The organism is Actinoplanes sp. NPDC049316, from assembly GCF_040677315.1.
Lineage (GTDB): Bacteria > Actinomycetota > Actinomycetes > Mycobacteriales > Micromonosporaceae > Actinoplanes.
Map to the genome: position 1 here is coordinate 370,741 of NZ_JBFAQM010000002.1, position 23,739 is coordinate 394,479.

Here is a 23,739-nt window from a genome sequence, read left to right on the forward strand (position 1 = left end):
CTATGCGGGCGGCGGGGCGGTGCTGCCGCGGGCGACCAGCCTGGCCGGCTCGTCCAGGCGCGGGCCCGGCCGCTCCCCCGCGATCACCGACAGCAGCAGCCGGGCGGCGTGCGCGCCGTACGCGGCGATGTCGCGGGTCAGCGCGGTCAGCGGCGGGTGGACCAGCCCGCACATCGGCGAGTCGTCCCAGGCCACGATGGACAGATCGGCGGGCACGGACAGGCCCAGCTCCTGCGCCGCGGCGAGACCGGCGATCGCCATGACGTCGTTGTCGTACACGATCGCGGTCGGCCGCTGCGGACCGCGCAGCAGGTCGCGGGTCGCCCGCGCGCCCGCCTCGCCGGTGTAGTCGGTGAACACCGTCATCGCCTCGGTCAGGCCGCGGCCGGCGAAGGCGCTCGTCCGCGCGGCCGTGTGCGCGAGACCGGGCAGGCCGGCGACCCGGGCGATGCGGGTGTGCCCGAGGCCGGTCAGGTGGTCGACCGCCTCGGCCACCGAGACCGCGTCGTCGGACCAGAGGGTGGCGAGCCGGCCGCCCGCCGACGGGGGTCCCACCGCGACCGCGGGCATCCCGATGCGGTCGACGGCCGGCACCCGCGGGTCGCCGGGGCGCAGATCGCACAGGAGCACCCCGTCGACCCGGCCCTCGATCCACCACTGCCGGTAGACCTCGATCTCCGCCCCCGCGTCCGCCTCGTCGTCGACCATCTGCAGCAGCAGCGCGTACGAGCGGGTGGACAGCTCCGCCTCGAGGCCGCTGATCAGCTCCATGAAGAACGGCTCCACCCCGAGCGTGCTGGCCGGGCGGCGCAGGGCCAGCCCCACCACGTACGCGGGTGCGCCGGCGAGCGCGCGGGCGGCGGCGCTGGCCCGGAACCCCAGGCGGTCGGCGATCGCGAGGATCCGGGCGCGGGTCTCCTCGGACACGCCGGGGCGGTTGTTGAGCGCGTACGAGACCGCGCCCTTGGACACGCCGGCCTCACGCGCGATATCGGCGATCGTCGGTCTCTTCATCGGGCTCAGACTAGGGCAGGAAACCCAGTCGCCGCGCGGTCACCACGGTCTCCATGCGACCGTGCGTACCCAGCTTGCGCATGACGTTGCGCAGATAGCTCTTCACGGTCTCCGGCAGCACGCCGAGCCGCCGGGCGGTCTCGGCGTTGCTGCAGCCGACCGCCACCATCGCCAGCACGTCGAGCTCGCGCGGCGACAACGGATTGACCGGCTTGCCGGGGCCCCCGCCGGAACGCGACAGCAGCGAACACACCTGCTGCAGGCGCGAGCGCAGGACCGGATCGGCGACCTCCTGCGCGATGGTGAGCAGGTCGGCGTGGGCCTGGCGGACGTCCTCCCACTCCCGGCCCGCCGGGACCTCCCGGTTCAGGGCGGCGGCCGCCTCCAGCTCGGTGAGGCGGCGCTGGACTTCCCGGCGTACGGTGGCCTCCGTCCCCAGCCGGACCGCCACCTGGCCCATCGCGTCCAACGCCCGCGCGCCCACCGACAGGGGTTCGCGCGTGCCGGCGTAGAGCACGGCGAGCACCGAGGAGCCCATCGCGACCGGTACGGCGGCGATCGCCCGCAGCCCCTCGGCCGTGACCGGCTTGTCGTACTCGTGGGAGATGCGCGGGTCGGCGGCGTAGTCCTCCACCGTGGCGGCCCGCGCGGTGGCCAGCACCCGGCCGCCCAGCCCGCTGCCGGCCCCGACCACCAGTCCGTGCAGCGCCGGGGTGGTCGTACCCGCGAAGTCGGACAGCCGCACGGCCCGCCCGGCGGCGGACGCCGCGCCGCCGAACGCCACCGGCAGCCCGGTCACCCGGCGGATCCGGCCGAGCGCGGCGGTCAGGTCGGCTGTTTCGAGCACGTGAACAGCATGTCGCCCGCCCCGCGTCCCGGTCCACCCCCGATCGGGGGTGGCAGCCCGCGGCCCACCGGCCCATGCTGCTGAAATGCTCTCCTACGCCTCCGGGACCTCCGACGTGCCGCTGCTCGGCGAGACCATCGGCGCGAACCTCGAACGCACCGTCGCGGCGTTCGGCGACCGCGAGGCGCTGGTCGACGTGCCGACGGGCCGGCGCTGGACGTACGCGGAATTCGACGCCGCCGTGAACGACGTGGCCCGCGGCCTGCTCGCCCGCGAGATCGCCAAGGGCGACCGGGTCGGCATCTGGGCGCCGAACTGCGCGGAATGGGTGATCCTGCAGTACGCGACCGCGAAGATCGGCGCCATCCTGGTCAACGTCAACCCGGCATACCGGACCCACGAGCTGGACTATGTAGTCAAGCAGTCCGGCATGCGCCTGCTGGTCAGCGCGGTCGGTTTCAAGACCAGCGACTACCGCGCGATGATCGGCGAGATCGGCTTCACCGAGACCGTCTTCATCGGCACCGCGGACTGGGACTCCCTGGCCACCGCCGGCACCGGCCTCGACCTGGCCGAACGCGCGGCGACGCTGTCCTTCGACGACCCGATCAACATCCAGTACACGTCGGGCACGACCGGCTTCCCCAAGGGCGCGACGCTGTCGCACCACAACATCCTCAACAACGGCTACTTCGTCGGCGAACTCGTCGGCTACACGGAACGGGACCGCATCTGCATCCCCGTACCGCTCTACCACTGCTTCGGCATGGTGATGGGCAACCTCGCCGCGACCTCGCACGGCGCGGCGATGGTGCTGCCGGCGCAGGGCTTCGACCCGGCGGCGGCCCTGCGGGCGGTCGCCGAGGAGAAATGCACGTCCCTGTACGGCGTCCCGACCATGTTCATCGCCGAACTGGGCCTGGCCGGCTTCCCCACGTACGACCTGTCCAGCCTGCGTACGGGCATCATGGCGGGCTCGCCCTGCCCGGTCGAGGTGATGAAACGCGTGGTCGCCGAGATGAACATGGCCGAGGTGGCCATCTGCTACGGCATGACGGAGACGTCGCCGGTCTCCACGATGACCCGCCGCGACGACGGCCTGGACCGGCGCACCGGAACGGTCGGCCGCGTCATGCCCCACCTGGAGTCCAAGGTCGTCGACCCGGCGACCGGCCGGGCCGTCCCCCGAGGCGAACCGGGCGAACTCTGCACCCGCGGCTACGCGGTCATGCTCGGCTACTGGGACCAGCCCGACGCCACGGCGGCCGCGATCGACGAGGCCCGCTGGATGCACACCGGCGACCTCGCGACGATGGACGCCGACGGCTACGTCAACATCGTCGGCCGCATCAAGGACCTGGTCATCCGGGGCGGCGAGAACGTCTACCCCCGCGAGGTCGAGGAATTCCTCTACACCCACCCCGACATCGCCGACGTCCAGGTCATCGGCGTCCCGGACGCGAAGTACGGCGAAGAGCTGATGGCCTGGATCGTCATGCGCCCGCAGTCGGAACCCCTCACGGCCGAAGCGGTCCGCGAGTTCTGCACCGGCCGGCTGGCGCACTACAAGGTTCCCCGCTACGTCCACATCGTGGAGGGCTTCCCGATGACGGTGACCGGCAAGGTCCGCAAGGTCGAGATGCGCGAGCAGGCGGTGGACATCCTCGACCTGCACGACGCGTCCCGCATCAGAAACGCCTGACCCCCGCCCGGGCATGTCGCCGTCGCGGTTCCCGGTGTCGCGCGGGATCCGTTTCGTCGGCCGGGCGATCGCTTGCAGCTCGGCGCTTTCGAGACGCGCGGCCCAGCACCGCCGCCTTAGGCGAAGACGCGGCGTTCGCGGCGGCGGAACATCGGCGGGAGCACCTTCAGCATCACGGCGACCGGGACGCCGCCGTCCGCGCGCATGGCGGCGAGCTCCTCGGGGGTGCTGACCGCCAGCATCCGCGGCACCTCGAAGGACATCTTGGCGCCGCGCTTACGGATCGTCGCCTCGACCCGGTCCCAGTCGGCGCGGGTCACGTACCGGCGGATCAGCGGGACGATCGAGCGTTCCTCGTCCTCGATGTGCTCGCGCAGCGTCTCCCGCAGGTCCGCGAGGTCGGCGGCGAGCGCGGCCGGGAAGATCCCGGAGGTGCGCAGCGACCCGGCGCCGTCGCGGATCCGGGCGAGCTTACGGTCGGTTCGGTCTCGGTGGTGATCGCGTTGTCGGTCATGCCGGTGACTGCGCGGGTTCTTTCGGCGGACCTAACGCCGGCTGAACGCGGGCCTGGTGCGAACCGATCTCACGTGGTGGAGTGGGGCCATGACGGACTACGACATCGTCGTCGTGGGCAGCGGGTTCGGCGGCAGCGTCACGGCGCTGCGCCTCGCCGAGAAGGGGTACCGCGTCGGCGTGCTCGAAGCCGGCCGGCGCTACACCCCGCAGACGCTGCCCAAGACGTCCTGGGACCTGCGCGCCTTCCTGTGGGCGCCGGCGCTGGGGCTGCGCGGCATCCAGCGGATCACGCTGCTCAAGGACATCATCGTGCTGTCCGCCGCGGGCGTCGGCGGCGGCTCGCTGGTCTACGCGAACACGCTGTACCAGCCGCCGGCACCGTTCTTCGCCGACGAGACCTGGGCCGGGATCACCGACTGGGCCGGCGAGCTGGAACCCCACTACGACCAGGCGTCCCGGATGCTCGGCGTCACGCTGCAGCCGTCGACGACGCCGTCCGACCGGGTGGTCGAGGCGGTCGCCAAGGACATGGGCGTGGGCGGGACGTTCCGCCGTACGCCGGTCGGTGTCTTCTTCGGCGAGCCGGGCAGGACGGTGCCGGACCCGTACTTCGGCGGCGCCGGGCCGGACCGTACGGGCTGCACCGAGTGCGGGGACTGCATGATCGGCTGCCGCGTCGGCGCCAAGAACCGCCTGGACCTGAACTACCTGCACCTGGCCGAACGGGCCGGCGCGACCGTGCATCCCGACACCGAGGTGACCGCCCTGCGGCCGGTGCACGGCGGCTGGCGGGTGGAGACGAAGAAGCGCGTCTACACCGCACAGCAGGTGGTGCTCTCCGCGGGCGCGCTCGGCACCCAACGGCTGCTGCACGCGATGAAGGACACCGGTGTGCTGCCCGCGCTCTCCGACCGGCTGGGGTCGCTGACCCGGACCAACTCCGAGGCGCTGCTCGGCGCGCAGGCGAAACGCGTTCCCCCGGAGCCGTTCTCCCGGGGTGTCGCCATCACGTCGTCGTTCCACCCGGACGAGAACACCCACATCGAGCCGGTACGCTACGGCCCCGGCAGCAACGCCATGGGCCTGCTGACCACGCTGCTGGTGGACGGCGGCGGCCGCGTGCCGCGGCCGGTGCGGTTCCTCGGGCAGGCGCTGCGTCACCCCGGGCTGCTGCTGCGCTCGCTGTCCAACCGGCGGTGGAGCGACCGGACGATCATCGCCCTGGTCATGCAGACCCTGGACAACTCGCTGACGGTACGCCGGACCCGGCGCGGCCGGCTCACCACGGGCCCGGGGCACGGGCCGGCGAACCCGACGTGGATCCCGGTCGGCCATGAGGCGGTACGCCGGATGGCCACGGCGATCGACGGCCAGCCCGGCGGCTCGGTCGGCGACATCTTCGACATCCCCATGACAGCCCACATTCTCGGCGGCGCGACGATCGGCGACTCCCCGGCGACCGGCGTGGTCGACGCCTACCAGCGCGTGTACGGCTACCCGGGCCTGCACGTGGTGGACGGCTCGGTGATCCCGGCGAACCTCGGGGTGAACCCGTCGCTCACGATCACCGCGCTGGCCGAGCGGGCCATGTCGTTCTGGCCCAACAAGGGCGAGGCGGATCCGCGGCCGGAGCTCGGGGCGGCGTACGAGCGGGTCGAGCCGGTGCCGCCGCGCTCGCCCGCGGTTCCGGCGCGGGCGCCGGCGGTGCTGCGCTGGACCCGCCGCCCGGCCCCGGCAGCCGCGGCGAGCGAGCCGGCCCCCGCGGCCCTGGCAAGCGAGCCGGATCCCGCAACCCCGGCAGCCGAGCCGGCCCCCGATCGCGCCGCCACCGGCTGACCGGGCCGCGGCACGCCGGCCGCCCCGCCACCGGGCTGATCGGTGACGGGGCGGGGCAGTCGCTGCCCGGCCCGCGGGGCGGGCCGGGACGGGTGGCTCAGGCCCGGGTGCAGGCCGTGCCGTTGAGGGTGAAGGTGGACGGTGTGCTGAACGTGCCGCTGTAGGTGCCCTGGAAGCCGAACGAGGTGCTGCCGCCCGCCGGGATGGCGCCGTTGAACGACACGTTGCGGGCCGTCACCGCGCCGCTCGATCCGGTCAGCGTGGCGTTCCAGGAGTTCGTGACGGCCTGGCCGTTCGGCAGGGTGAACGCGAGCGCCCAGCCGTTGACCGCGCTGCTGCCGGTGTTGGCCACCGTCACGTCGGCCGTGAAGCCGTTGCTCCAGGCGTTGGTGCCGTACGTGACCCGGCAGGCCGTGCTGCCGCCCGGCGGCGGGGTGGTCGGGCCGGTGGGCGGGGTGCCGCTGTTGACCTGGGCCGAGAAGTTGGTGACCGCCAGGCCGGCGCCGCCGATCCACGGTTCGAAGCCCGCCTGGATGCTGGTCAGGTACCAGGAGTTGGTCACCGAGGTGCGGGTCTTCGTGTCGTTGACGAAGTCCAGCACGTTGAAGCTCCAGCTGGACAGCGGGGACGGCGCCACGTACGACACGACGTTGTTGGAGCCGTTGCTGCCCTGCCACACCTGCCAGGTCCGGCCGCCGACCGTGGCGTTGCCGACGACCGAGCCGATCGGCTGGATGGAGCCCTGCCGGTTGAACCAGATCATGATTTCCATGGCGTTGACGCCGTCGCGCTTGGGCGTCGGGTCGAGCCAGATGTCGTACGCCGCGTCGTAGGTCGCGCCGCTGACGTAGTTGTACGAGATGCTGCTCGGCGCGCTGCTGATCGAGCTGAGCTGCATCGGCAGGTTCGTGCCCGGCGAACAGTTCGTGTAGTGGCAGCCGTAGTACACGGCGGGGTACGACACCGGAGCGCCGCTGGTGCTGCCGACGCCGTTCTGAGTGGTGATGGCGAATCCGGTGCTCGTGACGTTGATGCACTGCTGGGCGCTGGTGCCCCAACGGTTGTTCATCACCACGTACCGGCCGCCGATGGTGGTGGATCCGTACTGGTCGCAGATCTGCGTGTCGGCCTGCGCGGGGCCGGCTCCGACGAAGGCCGTGACACCGGCGCCGGCGAGCAGGACAGCGGCGGCGACAGCGCGGATGGCGCGTCTCATGACAGCTCCTTGGTGAGGGGATCCCGGGGGGACGGGGGTGCGTGGGAGCGCTCCCAGGCAACGTACAACACATTGACGAACCTGAGAAGTGTTGCGACGAAGTTTCCGGAGGTCGACCCCGCCGGGCGGCCCTTCGCCCGGCCCCGGGCGAGTCTTTCCGGGCCGGCGGATCGGAACGCGACATGCGCGGGTGCAATTTGCCTCGGACCCGCCCCGGCGACAGAATGAATTCGCGCGACAATTTCGACGACAAGCACCGCATACGACAATGACCGCTGTAGGAGCGACCACATCATGGCCAAGCAGGTAATCACCCTTCTGACCGACGACCTCGACGGCGGCGAGGCCGACCGCACGGTCGAATTCGGACTGGACGGGGTGAGCTACACGATCGACCTGTCGGAGAAGAACGCCGGCAAGCTGCGCAAGGCCCTGGACCCGTATCTGTCGGTCGCCACCCGGGTCGGCCGGGGCGGCGCAGAGGCCCGTTCCACCCGCCGTGGCGCCGCCGCGGCGAGCACCGGCCGGGCCACCCGCGACCAGAATCAGGCCATTCGCGAGTGGGCGAGCAAGAACGGTTACGAGGTCTCCGAGCGGGGCCGGATCCCGAGCTCCATCGTCGAGGCGTACCACAACAAGCGATAATCGTCCGCCGGCCGGGGAAACGGCGTCGCCGCATCGGCGACGCCGTTTCTCGTGAGAGAGCCCGGTCCCACCACCCCACCACCACCCACAAACGGACTGAAGGCGAAATGCAAGTCGTGATCGTGACCGGAGCATCCGGCGGAATCGGGCGGGCCGCCGCGCTGCGCCTCGGCCGCGCGGGCACCACCGTCGTCCTGGCCGCGCGCCGCGGTGACGAGCTGGCGGCCGTCGCGGCGCAGATCCGGGCCGCCGGCGGCGAGGCCGTGGCCGTCCCGGCGGACCTGCGCGACCCGGCGGCTGTCGAGGCGCTGACGGCGACGGCCCTCGGCGTCACCGGCCGGATCGACGTCCTGATCAACAACGCCGGCCTCGGCGGCCCCGCCACGGTCCGGCTCGACGACGCCGCGCTGACCGCGATGGTCGAGGTCAACCTGCTCGCGCCGATCCGGCTCATGCGGTCGGTGCTGCCCGCGATGCTCGCCGCCGGCGCCGGGTCCATCGTGAACATCGGCTCGGTCGCCGGCGAGGTCGGCATCAGCGGCGTCTACTCGGCGACGAAGTTCGGGCTGCGCGGCATCACCGACTCCGTCCGGCGCGAGGTCGCCGGCACCGGCGTGCGGGTGACGCTGATCGAACCCGGTCGCATCGGCACCGAGATGAACGCGCGCGACGCCGACAGGCTGCCCGGCCCCGGCGTGGTCGTGGACGCGATCGAGCGGGCCCTGCGCCGGCCCCGCCGCCGCATCGTCGTCCCGTGGCGCTACCGCCTCTCCATGCTCGCGGCCGCGGCCCTGCCCGGCATCGCCGACCGCATGTACGCCGGCAAGGCCGCCCGCTCCCGGTAGGAAAGGGGCCAGGGTTCAACCCCGGCTGCCCGGGTAGGGCTTGCAGCATGCGAGTCGTCATCGTGGGAGCGAGCGGTAACGCGGGCACGGCGCTGCTGCGCCGGTTGCGCAACGAGCCCGGGATGGATCTGGCCGGTGTCGTGCGGCGGCTGCCCGGTACGGACACCGTGCCGTAAGACGCCGTCGAATGGCACCCCTGCGACATCGGTACGCCGCAAGCGCCCCGGCGGCTGGCCGAGATCTTCCGGGGCGCCGACGCGGTGGTGCACCTGGCGTGGCAGATCCAGCCCAGCCACGACCAGCGGCGGCTGTTCCGGACCAACGTGCTGGGCAGCCACGCGGTCGTCGAGGGCGTCCTGCGGGCGGGCGTCCCCTCGCTCGTGTACGCGTCCTCCGTCGGCACCTACGCGCCCGGCCCCAAGGACGCGTACGTCACGGAGGCGTATCCGAGGACCGGGGTGAAGGGTTCCTCGTACAGCCGGCACAAGGCGCTCGTCGAGGCGCTGCTGGACCGCGCCGAGTCGGACCACCCCACGCTGCGGATCGTGCGGCTGCGCCCCGGGCTCATCTTCCAGCGCGACGTCGGTACGGAGATCGGCCGCTACTTCGCCGGCCCGCTGCTGCCCGCGCGGCTGCTGCGGTTCGGCCGGATCCCGGTCGTCCCGTCGCACCCGGGGCTGCGGGTGCAGGCGGTGCACGCCGACGACGTGGCCGACGCGTACGCCCGGGCGCTCGCCTCCGACGTGCGCGGCGCGTTCAACGTGGCCGCCGGTCCTGTGCTGGACCCGGCCGTGGCCGCCGAGGCGTTCCACGGCCGGGAGGTCCCCGTACCCGGGTTCCTGCTGCGCGGCGCCGCCGACCTGAGCTGGCGGCTGCGCCTACAACCCGTCGACGTCGGCTGGGTACGCCTGGGCCTGAAGGCGCCGCTCATGTCCTGCGACCGCATCGCCGCGGAACTGGGCTGGCGCCCGCTGACCGGCGCGGTGCACGCGCTCAAGGAACTGGTGGCCGGGATGGCCGACCGGGCGCACACCGACAGCCCGCCGCTCTCCGGGGCGCCGGATCTGCCCGGCCGCCTCGGTGGGGTGCTGCGCGGCAGGCTGCCGGGCTCCGGGAACCCGTACTGAGCGGCTGTCAGTCGCCGCACCTCCAGGTGATCACAGTCGAGCCGTCGTCGAAGGGCACGCCCAGCACGACGCCGGTGTCCGAGATCTGGAGCGGCTCCGCCTTCCCACCGCCCGGAGTGGTCAGCTGAACCTTGGCGTCGTCGCGCAGCACCGTGCCGTCCGAGGCGATCCACCCCTCGGCGTTGACGGCGTGCGCGGGGGCGTTGACCGGCAGCGCGGTCATCTCCCCGGTGCGCAGGTTCCACCGGGCCACCTGACCCGAGGGCCACAGGTTGCCCGTCGCCCAGTCGCCGTGGGCGTTGTTGACCGCACCCTGCTGTCCGGCCGGCGCCGTCAGCGCCCGCCCTCGGCCCTGCTCGTCCCACACGTACGAGGTGAGATCACCCTTCGACACGACGCTGCCCAGCACCGAGCCGTCGTCGAGGATGCTCGTGCCCTCGGCGTACGCGGGAAGCGGCAGTCTCGTGGCCGTCGCCGATCCGGCCTTCCACAGCAGTACGGCGTCGGTACGGTCCCCGGAGCCCTTCCGGCTGCCGTTGACGATGATGTCGCCCCGGGCGTTGATCGCGGCTTCGCGGAAGGTCCACTTCCCGGTCGGCGGGGTCATCTTCTCCGGGACGCCGGCGACGTAGCGGAGAACGGAATCGGCCCACTTGTCCTTGGGGCCCGCGACCGCTGCCACCACCCCGCCGGCGCTGACGGCCTCCGCCCGCACCCAATCACCGACCTTGGGCAGCACCTGGGGCATGCCGTCCGTCCACTGGATCGGCTGGGACTTCTCCACCCCGGCCAGCTTCCCCTCCGGCGTGCTGAGCTTGCTGGTGCGCAGGTCGTTCGCGATGACGTAGCGGCCGCCCGGATCGATCCCGGCAGCCTGAACGGCGTTCATGCCGTCGGGGATGGGCAGGCTGGTCGCCGCGCACTGCACCGTCCGCAGCGACGGACCGGCCGTCTCGTCGGGGCCCCCGCCGGGCCTCAGCAGCACCGAGGGAACGCCGACCAGCAGTCCCGTCGCGAGAGCCACCCCGCAGCCCGCCTGCACGGCGCGGCGGCGCAGAACCCGCTTGCGGCCGCCGGCGACCAGTGTCTCCACGCTCAGCCGGGTGCCGGGCACCTCGACCGCCTGCAAGCGTTCCCGTACGTCCTGCTCACCCATCATGATCCATCCCTCGATCCTTGCGTGGTACCGACGTGGGCCGGGTTGAGGGCGTCGCGCAGGGCGGCCAGCCCGCGGGAGCACTGGCTCTTGACGTTGCCGGCCGAGCAGCCGAGCACCTCCGCGGTGGCCTCCACCGACAGGTCGTCGAAGTAGCGCAGCACGATCACGGCCCGCTGCCCCTTCGGCAACGCCCGCAGCGCGGTGACCAGCGCGTCGCGCTCGACGATGCCGTGCTCGGCGGCGGCGGTCGAGACCGCGTGCGCCGGGACGCCGCCCAGCCGCACGCGGGACCACCGCAGCCGCCGCTCGTCGAGGTAGCGCCGCACGAGGATGCTCTGCACGTACGCGTCCACGTTGTCCGCCGCCGCGACCCGTTTCCAGTTCACGTAGAGGGCTGTCAGCGTGGCCTGGACGATGTCGTCGGCCCGGTGCGCGTCCCCGCAGAGCATGTACGCGGTCCGATGCAGGCGGGGCAGCCGCCCGGCCACGTACTCGGTGTACTCACGTTCCTGATCGGCCCGCATTCCGCTCCCTTCGGCGCGCCTTCACCCCTCCGTCGTCCGCGGCGCCGGAAACGGTTGCACGAGTGCGCCGGCTTTCAGCGCTTGCGGATCAGAGTGACCCCGTCGCGCACCGGCAGCATCACGCAGTCGACGCGTTCGTCGGCCGCCACCAGGTCGTTGATGCGGCGGATCGCCTCGTCCGCCGGATCGTTCGCGGCCGGGTCGAGGACCCGGCCGCCGCGGAGCACGTTGTCGAGCACGATGAGCCCGCCCGGCCGCAGCCGGGGCAGCAGTTCGGCGTAGTAGTCCGGATACCCGGTCTTGTCGGCGTCGATGAAGGCGAAGTCGACGACCGGGTCGGCGCTCAGGCCGCGCAGCGTCTCGACGGCCGGCGCGAGCCGCAGCTCGATCCGGTCGGCCACCCCGGCCCGCTGCCAGTAGGCGCGCGCGACCGCGGTCCACTCCGGGGACACGTCGCAGGCGAGCAGGCGGCCGTCCGGCGCCAGGCCCCGGGCGATGCAGATCGCCGAGTAACCGGTGAAGACGCCGACCTCGACGGCGAACCGGGCGCCGGTCAGCCGGACCAGCATGGTCAGGAGTTCGCCCTCGTCGTGGCTGATCTGCATGCCGGCGGCGGCGGGGAACGACCGGGCGGTCTCGGCCGCCAGGTCGCGCAGGACCGGGTCGGCGGCCGTGCTGTGGGTCAGGACGTAGTCGTTGATCGCGGAATCGATGATGTCTGCCACGAGGCCATCGTGCCGCATCGCCCACCCGCGGCCGCTCGCTACGGCAGGTTGCCGAGGACCACCCGCTCGGAGGTCAGCAGGTAGTCGCGGAGCATGTCGGCGGCGCGGTCCCGATCGCCGGCCTCGTACAGCGCGGCGATGTCGTCGTTCATCGCCACGAACGGCCGGTGCAGGACCGCCGGGTCGGGCGCCGCCGCGAACGCCAGGCGCAGCTCGGCGGTGAGCTGGCGCATCCAGCCGTCCAGGCGGGGGCTCCCGGCGAGCGCCACGATCTGCTCGTGGAAATGCATGTTGGCCGTGCCCACGCCGCGCCAGTCACCCGCCTCGGCCGCGGCGCGGGCCTCGGTGACGGCCGCGCGCAGGCCCTGCGCCCGCGGCGGGTCGATCGGCGCCTGCGCGAGGGCGGTGCATTCGAGCAGCACGCGTACGCGGTAGATGTCGGCGATCTGCGCCGGGCTGAGCGTGGCCACGAAGACGCCGCGGTTGGGCTCGCGGACCAGCAGGCCTTCCTCGATCAGCGTGGAGAACGCCTCGCGCAGGGTGTTGCGGGAGACGCCGAGCGGCCCGGTGAGCGAGGTCTCGGCGAGCCGGGTGCCCGGCGCCAGCTCGCCGTTGATCATCGAGTTGCGCAGCTGCTCCACCGCCCGCGCGGCGGAGCCCGGCCTCTCCACGGTCGTCACAGCTCCCAGTCAACCAGCTCTCCGCGGGCACCCGTCAGCCGGGCGCGCGGCTGAAGCGCACGGTGGCGCCCGGGCGCAGTTGCGCGGCGCGGTCGGCGGATTCCGGGGTCAGCACGGCGATGACCGGATACCCGCCGGTCACCGGATGGTCGGCCTGGAACACGATGGGCCGGCCGTCCGGCGGCACCTGCACCGAGCCGCGGACGACGCCCTCGCTGGGCAGCTCGGCGGTGTGCGAGCGGGTCAGCGCCGGGCCGTCGAGGCGCAGGCCCACCGAGTTGCTCGCCGGCGTCACCGTGTAGGGGCTGCTCAGGAACGTCTCGATCGCCTCAGCGGTGAACCAGTCGTCGCGCGGGCCGAGGTCGACTTCGAGCGGGCCGTCGCCCGGCCGCTCGACCGTCACGGGGACCGGCGGCGCGGAGGGCGGGGGGCCGATCCGCAGGACGTCGCCGGGCGCCGGCCGGCCCGGGCCCATCCCGAGCTGATCGGTCGAGCGCGAGCCCAGCACGGGCGGTACGTCGAAGCCGCCCCGTACGGCGAGATAGCTGCGCAGCCCCCGCCGCGGCATGGTGACCCCGACCGTCGCGCCGGCGGGCACCTCGACGACCTCCTCCACCCCGGTCCGCTCGCCGTCGACGGTGAGCACGGCGTCCGTGCCCGTCAGCACGACCACCGCCGGCTCGTCGAAGCGGACCCGCAGGCCACCCAGCGTGCACTCCAGGACGGCCGCGCCGGGCGGGTTGCCGGCCAGCGCGTTCGCGCGGGCGTAGGCGGCCCGGTCCACGGCGCCCGACGGCGCCACACCCCGGTGCGCGTGACCCGGCCGGCCCGCGTCCTTCAGCACGGCCAGCGGGCCGGTCCGCAGCACGGTCATCATGACCGCACCGCCTTGAAGGTCACCCGTACGCCGGGCAGCAGCACCGCGGGCTCGCGCCGATCCAGGTCCCACATGCGTTCGGTGGTGCTGCCGATCAGCTGCCAGCCGCCCGGGCTGTCGCCGGGGTAGACGCCGGAGAACCGGCCCGCCAGGCCCACCGAGCCGGCCGGGATCCGGGTCCGCGGCGTCGGCCGCCGGGGCACGTCGAAGCTCGGGTGGCCGCCGGTCAGGTAGCCGAAGCCGGGGGCGAACCCGGCGAACGCCACGGTCCACGGGTCCCGGGTGTGCCGGGCGACCACCTCGTCCGGCGTGACTCCCAGGTGCTCGGCGACGTCGGCGAGGTCGGGGCCGTCGTAGACCACCGGGATCTCGACCGTCCCGGCGGACGCGGGCGCGCCGCCGTCCGGCTCGAGGGCCGCGGCCGCCTCCCGGACCGCCGCCGGGGACGTCATCTCCGGGTGGAGCCGGATCAGCACCGTACGGGCCGCCGGCACCAGGTCGGTGACCCCGGGAAGGTCGGCCGCGCGCAGGGCGGCGTACAGGGCGAGGGCCGCGTCGAGGTCGTCCACCTCGGCGAGCACGGCCTCCCGCCCGCACTGCAGGAATCTGGTCATGCCTCGTATTCCGTGTCGGGCACGTCGGTCACGAACATGTGGCCGGGTGCGTGGGTGATCGCGTACGGCACCCGCGAGGCCATCACAGCCGCCTGCGGGGTGACGCCGCACGCCCAGAAGACCGGTATCTCGCCCGGCCGGATCTCCACCGGGTCGCCGAAGTCGGGCCTGCCGAGGTCGCCGATGCCCAGCCCGGCCGGATCGCCGACGTGCACCGGCGCGCCGTGCACCGCGGGGAACCGGCCGCTGATCGTCACCGCCTGCGCGACCCGGTCCGCCGGCACGGGCCGCATCGAGACGACCAGTTCGCCGCGCATCCGCCCGGCCGGCCGGCAGTCGCGGGTGGTGCGGTACATCGGCACGTTGCTGCCGGCGGAGATGTGCCGGACCTCGATGCCCGCCTCGATGAGGGAGGCCTCGAAGCTGAAGCTGCAGCCGATGAGGAACGCGACCAGGTCGTCGCGCCAGGCGGCGGTCGCGTCCGGGACCTCCTCGACGAGGTCGCCGTCGCGCCAGACCCGGTAGAGCGGCAGGTCGGTGCGCAGGTCGGCGCCGGGCGCCAGGACGGTGGCCGGCGAGCCCGGGTCGGTCACGTCGAGCACCGGGCACGGCTTGGGGTTGCGCTGGGCGTACAGGAGCATGTCCCAGGCCCAGTCGCGGGGCACGGCGATGAGGTTGGCCTGGGCCACGCCGGGCGCGAGACCGGCCGTCGGCCGGACCAGGCCGGCCCGGAACCGCTCACGCAGGGCGGCCGGGGCGCTCATGCGCCGCCTCCGGCGAAGGCGGTGATGGGTACGCCCGCGGCCGTGAGCCCGTCGTACACGGCTTGCGCCGTCTCCACCGCGCCCGGCGAGTCGCCGTGCACGCAGATGGAGTCGGCCTCCACCTTGATCACCGAGCCGTCGACGGCCACCAGCGTGCGGTCGGTGACCAGCCGCACCATGCGCTCGGCGATCTCGTCGGGGTCGTGCAGCACCGCACCGGGCAGGCGCCGGGAGACCAGCGTGCCGTCGGGGTTGTAGGCGCGGTCGGCGAACGCCTCGCGGACGGTCCGCAGCCCGGCGTCCTCGGCGAGCCGCAGCAGCTCCGAGCCGGGCAGGCCGACCACGGGCAGGTCGGGGTCGTACCGGCGGACCGCGTCGACCACCGCGGCGGCCTGCTGCTCGTGGTGCACGACCGCGTTGTAGAGCGCGCCGTGCGGCTTGACGTAGAGCACCCGGTCACCGGCCGCGCGGGCCAGGCCGTCCAGGGCGCCGATCTGGTAGATCAGCTCGGCGACCAGGTCGTCGTTCTCGTAGTCGATGAAGCGCCGGCCGAAGCCGGAGAGATCCCGGTAGCCGACCTGGGCCCCGATGACCACGCCGCTCGACACGGCCTGCTCGCAGGTGGCGAGCAGCGTACGCGGGTCGCCGGCGTGGAAGCCGCAGGCCACGTTGGCGCTGCTGACGATCCCGAGCATCGCCGCGTCGTCGCCGAGGCTCCAGGTGCCGAAGCCCTCGCCGAGGTCGCTGTTGAGGTCCATGTCTCCTCCTGCTCTCGCCCGTCAGCCGGCCAGGTAGTCGAAGATCGTGCGCGCCGACGTGATGCCCATGTACCACGTGAGGGCGGCAGCGGCGACGCCGAGCACGAGCAACCACACCGGGTACGCGTACCCCTTGAGCAGTTCCCGCCGGCGCCACGCCGCGTACAGCAGGATCGTGAAGCCGATCGGCAGGATCAGGCCGTTGAAGCCGCCGGCGAAGACCAGCAGGGCCGCGGGCGGCGTCCCGATCAGCAGGTAGACGACGGCGCTGACAACGATGAAGCCGACCGTCGCCCAGGACCGCGGGCGGCCTGCGGTGAGCTTGGCCGAGAACGCGTTGAAGAACGACACCGAGGTGAACGCCGCGCCGACCACGGAGGTGATGGCCGCCGCCCAGAGGACGATGCCGAAGGCCCGCTCGCCGAACTCGCCGGCCGCCGAGCGGAACGCCTGCGCGGTCGCGTTGCCGGAGGTGTCGAGGGCGACGCCGCCGGCCACCACGCCGAGGATCGCCAGGAACAGCACGAACCGCATGAGCCCGGTGACGGCGATGCCGGTGAGCGCGCCCCGGGTCACCTCGCGGACGTGCTCGGGCCCCGCGGTGCCGCTGTCCAGCAACCGGTGCGCCCCGGAGTACGTGATGTAGCCGCCGACCGTGCCACCGATGATCGTGGTGATCGCGGCGAAGTCGATGTCGTCGGGCAGCACCGTCTGCTTCAGGGCGGTCCCGACCGGCGGCCCGGACACGATCGCGACGTGGACGGTCAGCACGATCATGACCAGGCCCAGCACGATGAGCAGCCGGTCCATGGCCATGCCCGCGCGCTTCACGGCGAAGATGACCACGGCGATGAGCGCGCTGATCGCGCCGCCGAGCTTGGGGTCGAGGCCGAGCGCGGCGTTGAGGCCCAGCCCGGAGCCGGCCACGTTGCCGATGTTGAACACCAGCCCGCCGAGGATGACCAGCACGGCGAGCAGGTGGCCGGCGCCGGGGACGACCGCGTTGGCGATCTCGTGCGCGCGCCGGCCGCTGATCGAGACGATGCGCCAGATGTTCATCTGGACGACGAAGTCCACCAGGACCGACATGAGGATGCCGAAGGCGAACGCGGCGCCCAGCTTCGCGGTGAAGGTGGTGGTCTGGGTGATGAAGCCGGGTCCGATGGCGCTGGTGGCCATGAGGAAGATCGCCCCGATGAGGGCGGTCCGGCGGGTCTTGGCGGGGGCGGTCACGTCCACGGACATCGGCACTCCTCGATCGGGATGGGACGAACGGAGGCACCGCTGACGCTAGGGATTGTTGAACGATCGCACAAGAGTTGTTCAACAATCTGCTCCTACCGGTACGTGAAATGCCCCTGCCAGACGCTCGTACGGCGCATCGGCACGCTCTCCAGCGCCTCGTTCACCGGCACGTCGTACGTCGCCCGGCGGACCATGCCCTGCGTCGGCAGGTACGCCCGCCCCGGGTCTCCCACCAGCACCAACGCGCCCCGCCCGGCCGCCGCGCGCAGGAACGGCAGCACCCGGGCGGCCATCTCGCGGCTGTAGAACACGTCGCCGGCGAGCACGACCCCGGCGTCGGCGTACCCGGTCTCCAGCAGGTCTCCCTCGATCAGCGCGACCTTCACGCCATTTGCACAAGCGTTGGCCTGCGCCGCGGCCAGCGACCGCGGATCGATGTCGTTGGCGGTCACCGACCGCGCGCCCGCCCTGGCCGCGGCCACCGCGACCAGGCCCGATCCGGTCGCCAGGTCCAGCACGTCGCGGCCCGCGACCAGCGCGGGGTCGTCCAGCACGTGCCGGGCCAGCGCCTGGCCGCCCGCCCACGCGAACGCCCAGAACGGCGGAGGCTGCTCCGCGCCGCCCGCCTCGGTCAGCTCCCAGAGCTCGATCGGTTCCTCGGCCTGGTGCAGCACGAGCTCGGGGACGAAGGGTACGGGCGCGAGCCGCGTGTGCGCGCGGACGAACTCAGCTGAGGTGGACACCCTGCGATTCTGCTCAGCTGACGCGGCGCGGGACCGATCAGGGGGCCAGCGTCGTCGTCCAGAGCCGCCGGAGGGAGCAGCATGCCGACACGGCTCACAGCCGCCGTCTTCGGCGCCCTGATGCTCGCTCTCGCCGTGGTGCAGGTCGCCGAGCCGGGCTGGCACACGCCCGTACGCCTCGCCGCCGGCCTCGCCGCCACGCTCGCCGTCACGCTCGGCCTCCGCCGGTACAGACCGGTCGCGCGCGCTCCCTGGCACGTTCTCGCCGCCGCCGTCGCCCTCTCGGCACTCGGCGGCGCGGCCCGGACCGATCCCGCCGTACCGGTGCTCCCGGCCGTGGGCACCGCCCTGCTCCTGACCGTCTACCCGATGCTGGCGGTCGCTCTTCTGCTGTTCGTGCGTCACCGCATCGGCGGGCGCCGCGACCGCGGCGGGCTGCTGGACACCCTCACCCTCGCCTGCGGCGTGACGCTGCTGGCCTGGACGTTGGTGATCGATCCGCAGATCCGCGACGCCGGCCTGGCCGCCGCGGACCGCTGGGTGTCGCTGGCGTACCCGATCGGCGATCTGCTCTGCCTCGCCCTGCTCGTCCGGCTGCTCACCGCCTGCGGCCGTCGACTGCCCGCCGCGGGACTGCTGGCCGCCGGGCTGCTGGCGCTGGTGGTCACCGACGTGGCCGGTTACCGGGACGGGTTCGGCCACCTGACCACGCTCGGCCCCCTCCCCTGGTACGCCGCCGCAGGTCTGGCCGCGTTGCACCCGTCGATGACCGAGCTGACCCACGCCGCGCCGTGGCCGACCACCGAGCTGGGCCGGACCCGGCTGGCGCTGCTGGGCCTGGCCTCGCTGATCGCGCCGGCGGTGCTCGTGCTCCAGGTCGCGCACGACGGGCAGGTCCGGAACCCGTACGTGATCACCGGGCTCAGCGCCTGCACGTTCCTGCTGGTGCTGGCCCGGATGGCCGGGCTCATGGGCAGCCACCGGCTGGCCCTGGCCCGCGAGCGCGGCCTGCGCGAGGCCTCCGCGGCGCTGGTCTCGGCGGCCGACGCCGACGAGGTCGCCGGTGCCGTCCGCAAGGCCGTCGCACAGCTGCTCCCCGCCGACGTGCCGCACCGGGTGGTGCTGGCCATGGCGTTCACCGAGCCGGAACAGCCGATCTCGGCCGAGGCCGCGGCCCAGTCGGAGCTCGACCGCGCCACCGGCACCGCCGCGCGCCTGGTCGCCACCCGCGAGGTCGACTGGGCGGTGGCCGTCCGCCTGACCCAGTTCAACAAGGTGCTGCGCTGCCCGCTCGTGCTGGCCGACCGCCCCACCGGCGACCCGCTGGTCGGCGTGCTGCACGTCGGCGGCCCGACGTCGGCGCTGCTGGGGCTGCAGCGCGCGCTCGAGGTGCTCGCCACCCAGGTCGCGCTGGCGCTGGAACGGATCGCGCTCAGCCAGGAGGTGATCCGGCGCAACAGCGAGGCGTACTTCCGCACGCTCGTGCTCAACACCTCCGACGTCATCCTCATCGTCGACGAGGAGGACCGGGTCCGGTACGCGAGCCCCTCCGCGGTCCAGGTGCTCGGCGCCGACCCGGTGGGCGTACGGCTGCCCGAGATCATCCACCCGGGTGACCGCGTCCGCCTCGCCGGCGTGCTGACCGGGGTCCGGGCCGGCGACTCGACGCCGGAAGGGCTCGACTTCCGGGCGGTCGGGCGGCGGCGTACCGAGGTGCTCCTCGAGATGCACCTGCGCGACCTGCGCGCCGACCAGACCGTCGCCGGGCTGGTCGTGACGCTGCGCGACGTCACCGAGCGGCGGCGGCTCGAACGCGAGCTCACCCACCAGGCCTTCCACGACTCGCTCACCGGCCTGGCGAACCGGGTCCTGTTCGCCGACCGGCTGCAGCACGCCCTGGCCCGCGGCGCCCGCGACGGCTCGGTGGTCGGCGTGCTCTTCATCGACCTCGACGACTTCAAGATCGTCAACGACACGCTCGGGCACGCCGTCGGCGACCAGCTGCTCATCGCGGTCGCCGAACGCATCTCCGGGGCGCTGCGCGCCGACGACACCGCGGCGCGCATCGGCGGCGACGAGTTCGCCGCGCTGGTCGAGAACGTCCAGGACCCCGGCGCGGTCGAGGAGACCGCCTCGCGCATCCTCGCCGCGCTGGCCGCCCCCATCGTCGTCGACGGCGAGATGCTGCAGGCGGTCGCGAGCATCGGCATCACCACCACCCCCGAGGCCGACAACGCCGACGAGCTGCTGCGCCAGGCCGACCTCGCGCTGTACGTCGCCAAGGGCGCCGGCAAGAACCGGTGGCGGCGCTACCAGAGCCACCTGCACAGCGCGATGGTGGAACGCCTCGAGCTGCGCTCCGCGCTGGACCACGCGGTCAACGAGGGCCACTTCGTGCTGCAGTACCAGCCCATCGTCGACCTGGTCACCGACGAGGCCGTGGGCTTCGAGGCGCTCGTCCGCTGGCACCACCCGGTCCGCGGGCTCATCGCGCCCGACCAGTTCATCGAGGTCGCCGAGGAGAGCGGGCTCATCGTGCCGATGGGACGCTGGGTGCTCGACCAGGCCCTGCACACGGTCGCGCAGTGGCGGCGGATCCTGCCGCGTACGCGCCAGCCGTACGTCAGCGTGAACGTCTCCGTCCGGCAGTTCCGGCAGTCCGGCTTCGTCGAGCAGGTCCGCGCCTCGCTCGACTACGCGGGCGTACCGCCGCAGGCACTGATGCTGGAGATCACCGAGACGCTGCTGATGGGCGACGACGAGCGGATCTGGTCCGACCTGGCGGTCCTGCAGGAGATGGGCGTCCGGATCGCCATCGACGACTTCGGCACGGGCTACTCGTCGCTGGGCTACCTGCGCCAGCGTCCCATCGACGTGCTGAAGATCGACAAGATGTTCATCGACGACATGGTCGGCGACGACCAGCAGCTCGCGCTGGTCCGCGGCATCGTCAGCCTGGCCCAGACACTCAACCTCACGGTGGTCGCCGAGGGCATCGAGGACGCGACGCACCGGCGGATCCTGGCCCAGCTCGGCTGCCCGCTCGGCCAGGGCTACTACTACTCGTCGCCGCTGGACGCCACCGAGGCGCTGACCTGGTTGCGCAACCCGCAACCCATCGCCGCGTAGCTTTTTCGGGCAGACCCGGCGCGCGGTTCGTCATCCGCCGCTCCGACCTCGCCGCCGGGGACTTCAGCCGCGTCGTCTCCGCCTCCGAGTTCACCGAGTAGGCGGGTCGCCCGCGCCGTACGGCAACAGGTCGCGCAACCCGAAGCCGTCGTCCACCACCACGTCCGGCACCGGGTCGGCGTCCTCGGTGGCCGTACGCGGCGAGCGCATGAGGATCGCCACGGCAGTCTCCGCGCGCCGGGCACAGACGATGTCACGCCGGTAACTGTCGCCCACGTACCAGCACTCCTCGGTGGGCACGCCTAGCCGGCGGGTGGCATGCCAGATCATCTCCGGGTTCGGTTTGCGTACGCCCACCTCGTCGCTGTAGATCTGCGCGGCGAACAGCCCACCGACGCCGGCCTTCGCGAGGAAGTCCCGGTGCGCCGCCCCGCACAACGTGTTGCTGACCACGGCCATCGGCAGCTCGGCCGCCCGGGCCGCCCGCAACGCCTCGGGCACGCCGGGACGCAGCGCCCACGCCGGCCGCCAGGTCCAGTCGTAGCTGAGCTTGGCGGCGTTGACGCGTACGGCCTCCTGCGCGCGCTGCGGCCAGCCGGTGGTGACGAAGCGCCGCCACACCTCCGCGTGCGCCAGCTCGTCCGGCTCGTCACGGTCACGCCATCGCGCGTACGCCTGAGCGCCCTCGACCAGCGCACGGTTGATCTCCCCCGGCGACAGCACGCCGTCCGTCAGGTTGTACAGCCGCAGCACCAGCCCCGGCGGCGCGGGATCGGGCCGGGGCGCCTCGGCCAGCACGCCACCGAAGTCGAGGAGCAACGCGACCGGGGAGGGCAGCATCTCAGCGGGCGTTGAGCGTCCAGGCGCGCACGCCCCCGACGATGCCCGCGGTGTTCGGCACCACGACCACGTCGTCGCCCATCCGGGCCAGCTGCGTCGGCGTGATCAGGCGCGAGTTGCCACCGCCCAGATACAGCCGGTCCCACAGGAACACCGGCCGCAGCCCTTCCACGACGTTGCGCACCCGGCGCGACCAGAGCGCGTCCCCCAGCCGCCGGCGCTCGTGCTCCCCGATGTACGTGTCGTAGCTCATCCCCCACCGCACCGGCGCCTGCGACATCTCCAGGTGCGGGGCGAGCGCGCCGCCGTCGAAGAGCGCGCAGCCCAGGCCCGTACCCAAGGTCAGGACGAGCTCGCACCCGGTCCCCGCCACGACCCCGGCGCCGTGCACCTCGGCGTCGTTGAGCACCAGCGTCGGCAGCCCGAACGCCTCGGCCAGCGCCGTGCGCGCGTCGTACCCCTGCCAGGCCTCGACCAGCTCGGGATCGACCTTCGTCCGCGGCCCGCTGCGCGTGACGTAGTGCGGCGTCGCCACGACGACGCCGTGCCGCAGCATGCCCGGCATGCCGACCGTCACCCGGTCGGCCGTCGGCAACCGCTCACCGAGCCCGACCAGCGTCTTCACGAACAGATCCGGAGGCAACGGGTACGGCGTGGGCACGCGCAACGGGTGCGCGCGCATCGTGCCGGCCTCGTCGAGCACCGACCCCTTGATCCCGCCGCCGCCGCAGTCGATCGTCAACGTGAAAGCCACACCTGCAGTCTGCCAGCTCCGGCCTCGCCGGAAACGGGGCTCTTCGCGGCATTCCGCCGCCGCGGCCCCCGGGTTTCGCGCGCTCCTTCGCGCGCTCCTTCGCGCTCCTCAGAAGCGGGCGAAGGAGCGGATCGGCATGCGGGGGCCGAAGCGCGGCGCCATGATGCCGCCCGCCGCGAGCAGCTCGCAGACCCGGCCCCGATGCCCCGCGTACGGCTCCAGCAGCTCGAGCATCCGCGCGTCCGTGCCGCGCGCCTCGCCGGCCAGCGCCCACGCCACGGTGTTCGGGATGTGGTAGTCGCCCACGCTGACGGCGTCCGGGTCGCCGTACGCCGTGCGCACCACCTCGGCCGCCGTCCACGGTCCGATGCCCGGGATCGAGGTCAGCCGGCGGGTCGCCTCGGCGCTGTCCCCGCACCGTTCCAGCCGGGCCGCCTCGACCGCGCAGCGCAGCAAGGCCTGGGTGCGTTTCTGCTCGACGCCGAACGGATGGAACACCCAGTACGGCGTCGCGGCCACCGCCTCCGGATCGGGCGGCAGCAGCAGCCCGGCCGGCCCGGGCGCGGGCTCCCCGAAGTGCCGCACCATGGCCCGGTACGCCCGGTGCGCCTCGATACCGGTCACCTTCTGCTCCAGCACCGCCCGGATCAGGCGGTGGAACACCAGGCCGGTGGCGGGGAACCGTACCCCGGAGAAGGTCTTGGCCAGCCGCGCGACCAGCGGATGCCCGGCCGCCATGGCCGGGAAGTCGCCCAGGTCGTCCCGCAGCCCGGCGACGGCGTCGGCCCGCTCGGCGATCCAGCCCGCGCCGGGCCCGTGCCCGGTCGCCCTCAGCTCCGCGCCCTCGCGCGCGAGGCACAGGGTCGCCGGCCCGTCCGGGGTACGCGCAGCGAGCCAGAACTCGCCGTCGGCCAGCTTGCCGCAGGGGTCGTGCCGGACGACGAGCAACGACCGCAGCGTCCTCGAGAAGAGGTATCCCTCCGGCGGCCGCAGCCGGCGGTTCACCGTCGTCGTCACCCGCGCCACTATACGGACCTGCCAGGTCGTGCTGCCCGGCTCGTTTCCCGGGCATGCCGATGGCCCTGACCGCGCTCCCGGTCAGGGCCATCGGGGAGGGTGGGCGGACACCCGAGTCGGTCCGCGTCACCCGGCGGCGGAGCTGGTAGCTCGGCCCGAGCG

Annotated in this window: 22 protein-coding genes and 2 pseudogenes; 7 read left to right on the forward strand and 17 right to left on the reverse strand. The window is 73.2% G+C overall.

Annotated features, from left to right (window positions below):
• Both AB0K03_RS04260 and AB0K03_RS04265 read right to left on the reverse strand, forming a co-directional pair.
• A complete protein-coding gene (locus AB0K03_RS04260) occupies window positions 1-1,014 on the reverse strand; it encodes a LacI family DNA-binding transcriptional regulator (RefSeq protein ID WP_364680243.1) in 1,014 nt (337 codons plus the stop codon).
• A gap of 10 nt (window positions 1,015-1,024) precedes the next feature.
• Window positions 1,025-1,861: a LuxR C-terminal-related transcriptional regulator gene (locus tag AB0K03_RS04265; protein ID WP_364680246.1), complete on the reverse strand. Its 837-nt coding sequence runs from the start codon at window positions 1,859-1,861 to the stop codon at window positions 1,025-1,027.
• An 85-nt stretch (window positions 1,862-1,946) separates the two neighbouring features.
• Here AB0K03_RS04265 and AB0K03_RS04270 point away from each other — a divergent pair, with 85 nt between their 5' ends.
• Window positions 1,947-3,563: an AMP-binding protein gene (locus tag AB0K03_RS04270; protein ID WP_364680248.1), complete on the forward strand. Its 1,617-nt coding sequence runs from the start codon at window positions 1,947-1,949 to the stop codon at window positions 3,561-3,563.
• Window positions 3,564-3,679: 116 nt separating this feature from the next.
• Here AB0K03_RS04270 and AB0K03_RS04275 read toward each other — a convergent pair whose 3' ends face one another.
• Window positions 3,680-3,883, reverse strand: a complete 204-nt coding sequence (locus AB0K03_RS04275) for a hypothetical protein (RefSeq protein WP_364680250.1) — start codon at window positions 3,881-3,883, stop codon at window positions 3,680-3,682.
• Window positions 3,884-4,166: 283 nt separating this feature from the next.
• Between AB0K03_RS04275 and AB0K03_RS04280 the strand changes: the two are divergent.
• Window positions 4,167-5,792: pseudogene (locus AB0K03_RS04280) on the forward strand (GMC family oxidoreductase); the annotation flags it as partial.
• Window positions 5,793-6,012: 220 nt separating this feature from the next.
• Here the strand turns inward: AB0K03_RS04280 and AB0K03_RS04285 are convergent.
• Window positions 6,013-7,131 carry a GH12 family glycosyl hydrolase domain-containing protein gene (locus AB0K03_RS04285; RefSeq protein WP_364680253.1) on the reverse strand — a complete coding sequence of 373 codons (1,119 nt, stop codon included), beginning with the start codon at window positions 7,129-7,131 and terminating at the stop codon, window positions 6,013-6,015.
• 294 nt (window positions 7,132-7,425) lie between these two features.
• On the opposite strand from AB0K03_RS04285, the gene AB0K03_RS04290 reads away from it, so the two are divergent.
• From AB0K03_RS04290 to AB0K03_RS04305, 4 genes and pseudogenes are all read left to right on the forward strand, one after another.
• The gene (locus tag AB0K03_RS04290) at window positions 7,426-7,776 is read left to right on the forward strand and encodes an Lsr2 family protein (RefSeq protein WP_364680256.1); all 351 of its coding nucleotides are present in this window, start codon (window positions 7,426-7,428) and stop codon (window positions 7,774-7,776) included.
• A gap of 107 nt (window positions 7,777-7,883) precedes the next feature.
• On the forward strand, window positions 7,884-8,621 hold the full coding sequence (locus AB0K03_RS04295; protein WP_364680258.1) for an SDR family oxidoreductase: 738 nt from the start codon (window positions 7,884-7,886) through the stop codon (window positions 8,619-8,621).
• 47 nt (window positions 8,622-8,668) lie between these two features.
• Entirely contained in the window at window positions 8,669-8,797 is a 129-nt protein-coding gene (locus AB0K03_RS04300; protein WP_364680260.1) for a hypothetical protein, read from the forward strand.
• Between the two features lie 21 nt (window positions 8,798-8,818).
• Window positions 8,819-9,748: pseudogene (locus AB0K03_RS04305) on the forward strand (NAD-dependent epimerase/dehydratase family protein); the annotation flags it as partial.
• A 7-nt stretch (window positions 9,749-9,755) separates the two neighbouring features.
• Here the strand turns inward: AB0K03_RS04305 and AB0K03_RS04310 are convergent.
• From AB0K03_RS04310 to AB0K03_RS04355, 10 genes are all read right to left on the reverse strand, one after another.
• Window positions 9,756-10,907 carry a hypothetical protein gene (locus tag AB0K03_RS04310; protein ID WP_364680262.1) on the reverse strand — a complete coding sequence of 384 codons (1,152 nt, stop codon included), beginning with the start codon at window positions 10,905-10,907 and terminating at the stop codon, window positions 9,756-9,758.
• Entirely contained in the window at window positions 10,904-11,431 is a 528-nt protein-coding gene (locus tag AB0K03_RS04315) for a SigE family RNA polymerase sigma factor (protein ID WP_364680264.1), read from the reverse strand. Before AB0K03_RS04315 ends, AB0K03_RS04310 begins: the two co-directional genes overlap by 4 nt.
• Window positions 11,432-11,505: 74 nt before the next feature.
• A complete protein-coding gene (locus AB0K03_RS04320) occupies window positions 11,506-12,174 on the reverse strand; it encodes a class I SAM-dependent methyltransferase (protein ID WP_364680265.1) in 669 nt (222 codons plus the stop codon).
• Between the two features lie 20 nt (window positions 12,175-12,194).
• A complete protein-coding gene (locus tag AB0K03_RS04325; RefSeq protein WP_364680268.1) occupies window positions 12,195-12,836 on the reverse strand; it encodes a GntR family transcriptional regulator in 642 nt (213 codons plus the stop codon).
• Window positions 12,837-12,870: 34 nt separating this feature from the next.
• Entirely contained in the window at window positions 12,871-13,713 is an 843-nt protein-coding gene (locus AB0K03_RS04330; protein WP_364680271.1) for a biotin-dependent carboxyltransferase family protein, read from the reverse strand.
• A complete protein-coding gene (locus AB0K03_RS04335; RefSeq protein ID WP_364680273.1) occupies window positions 13,710-14,327 on the reverse strand; it encodes an allophanate hydrolase subunit 1 in 618 nt (205 codons plus the stop codon). The genes AB0K03_RS04330 and AB0K03_RS04335 overlap by 4 nt, the downstream gene beginning before the upstream one ends.
• Window positions 14,324-15,091 carry a putative hydro-lyase gene (locus AB0K03_RS04340; protein ID WP_364680276.1) on the reverse strand — a complete coding sequence of 256 codons (768 nt, stop codon included), beginning with the start codon at window positions 15,089-15,091 and terminating at the stop codon, window positions 14,324-14,326. The genes AB0K03_RS04335 and AB0K03_RS04340 overlap by 4 nt, the downstream gene beginning before the upstream one ends.
• The gene (locus tag AB0K03_RS04345) at window positions 15,088-15,849 is read right to left on the reverse strand and encodes a 5-oxoprolinase subunit PxpA (RefSeq protein ID WP_364680279.1); all 762 of its coding nucleotides are present in this window, start codon (window positions 15,847-15,849) and stop codon (window positions 15,088-15,090) included. The genes AB0K03_RS04340 and AB0K03_RS04345 overlap by 4 nt, the downstream gene beginning before the upstream one ends.
• Before the next feature lie 21 nt (window positions 15,850-15,870).
• The gene (locus tag AB0K03_RS04350; protein ID WP_364680282.1) at window positions 15,871-17,094 is read right to left on the reverse strand and encodes an NRAMP family divalent metal transporter; all 1,224 of its coding nucleotides are present in this window, start codon (window positions 17,092-17,094) and stop codon (window positions 15,871-15,873) included.
• A 92-nt stretch (window positions 17,095-17,186) separates the two neighbouring features.
• Complete coding sequence (locus AB0K03_RS04355) at window positions 17,187-17,837, reverse strand: 50S ribosomal protein L11 methyltransferase (RefSeq protein ID WP_364680285.1); 651 nt, start codon at window positions 17,835-17,837, stop codon at window positions 17,187-17,189.
• A gap of 81 nt (window positions 17,838-17,918) precedes the next feature.
• On the opposite strand from AB0K03_RS04355, the gene AB0K03_RS04360 reads away from it, so the two are divergent.
• Window positions 17,919-20,966 carry an EAL domain-containing protein gene (locus tag AB0K03_RS04360; protein ID WP_364680287.1) on the forward strand — a complete coding sequence of 1,016 codons (3,048 nt, stop codon included), beginning with the start codon at window positions 17,919-17,921 and terminating at the stop codon, window positions 20,964-20,966.
• Window positions 20,967-21,056: 90 nt separating this feature from the next.
• Here the strand turns inward: AB0K03_RS04360 and AB0K03_RS04365 are convergent, their stop codons facing one another.
• The 3 genes from AB0K03_RS04365 to AB0K03_RS04375 all read right to left on the reverse strand — a co-directional run bounded on the left by AB0K03_RS04365 (window position 21,057) and on the right by AB0K03_RS04375 (window position 23,577).
• Complete coding sequence (locus AB0K03_RS04365; protein WP_364680290.1) at window positions 21,057-21,806, reverse strand: HAD family hydrolase; 750 nt, start codon at window positions 21,804-21,806, stop codon at window positions 21,057-21,059.
• A 1-nt stretch (window position 21,807) separates the two neighbouring features.
• Window positions 21,808-22,560 (reverse strand): ROK family protein, encoded by a 753-nt coding sequence (locus tag AB0K03_RS04370; protein ID WP_364680292.1) that lies wholly within the window; start codon window positions 22,558-22,560, stop codon window positions 21,808-21,810.
• A gap of 108 nt (window positions 22,561-22,668) precedes the next feature.
• Entirely contained in the window at window positions 22,669-23,577 is a 909-nt protein-coding gene (locus AB0K03_RS04375; protein WP_364680294.1) for a DNA-3-methyladenine glycosylase 2 family protein, read from the reverse strand.
• Window positions 23,578-23,739: the final 162 nt, after the last annotated feature.

Coding starts and splice junctions, on each gene's coding strand:
- AB0K03_RS04260 (WP_364680243.1), bottom strand. CDS start 1,014: ATGAAGAGACCGACGATCGCCGATATCGCGCGTGAGGCCGGCGTGTCC.
- AB0K03_RS04270 (WP_364680248.1), top strand. CDS start 1,947: ATGCTCTCCTACGCCTCCGGGACCTCCGACGTGCCGCTGCTCGGCGAG.
- AB0K03_RS04285 (WP_364680253.1), bottom strand. CDS start 7,131: ATGAGACGCGCCATCCGCGCTGTCGCCGCCGCTGTCCTGCTCGCCGGC.
- AB0K03_RS04290 (WP_364680256.1), top strand. CDS start 7,426: ATGGCCAAGCAGGTAATCACCCTTCTGACCGACGACCTCGACGGCGGC.
- AB0K03_RS04295 (WP_364680258.1), top strand. CDS start 7,884: ATGCAAGTCGTGATCGTGACCGGAGCATCCGGCGGAATCGGGCGGGCC.
- AB0K03_RS04300 (WP_364680260.1), top strand. CDS start 8,669: ATGCGAGTCGTCATCGTGGGAGCGAGCGGTAACGCGGGCACGGCGCTG.
- AB0K03_RS04310 (WP_364680262.1), bottom strand. CDS start 10,907: ATGATGGGTGAGCAGGACGTACGGGAACGCTTGCAGGCGGTCGAGGTG.
- AB0K03_RS04315 (WP_364680264.1), bottom strand. CDS start 11,431: ATGCGGGCCGATCAGGAACGTGAGTACACCGAGTACGTGGCCGGGCGG.
- AB0K03_RS04320 (WP_364680265.1), bottom strand. CDS start 12,174: ATGCGGCACGATGGCCTCGTGGCAGACATCATCGATTCCGCGATCAAC.
- AB0K03_RS04330 (WP_364680271.1), bottom strand. CDS start 13,713: ATGATGACCGTGCTGCGGACCGGCCCGCTGGCCGTGCTGAAGGACGCG.
- AB0K03_RS04335 (WP_364680273.1), bottom strand. CDS start 14,327: ATGACCAGATTCCTGCAGTGCGGGCGGGAGGCCGTGCTCGCCGAGGTG.
- AB0K03_RS04340 (WP_364680276.1), bottom strand. CDS start 15,091: ATGAGCGCCCCGGCCGCCCTGCGTGAGCGGTTCCGGGCCGGCCTGGTC.
- AB0K03_RS04345 (WP_364680279.1), bottom strand. CDS start 15,849: ATGGACCTCAACAGCGACCTCGGCGAGGGCTTCGGCACCTGGAGCCTC.
- AB0K03_RS04350 (WP_364680282.1), bottom strand. CDS start 17,094: ATGTCCGTGGACGTGACCGCCCCCGCCAAGACCCGCCGGACCGCCCTC.
- AB0K03_RS04360 (WP_364680287.1), top strand. CDS start 17,919: ATGCCGACACGGCTCACAGCCGCCGTCTTCGGCGCCCTGATGCTCGCT.
- AB0K03_RS04365 (WP_364680290.1), bottom strand. CDS start 21,806: ATGCTGCCCTCCCCGGTCGCGTTGCTCCTCGACTTCGGTGGCGTGCTG.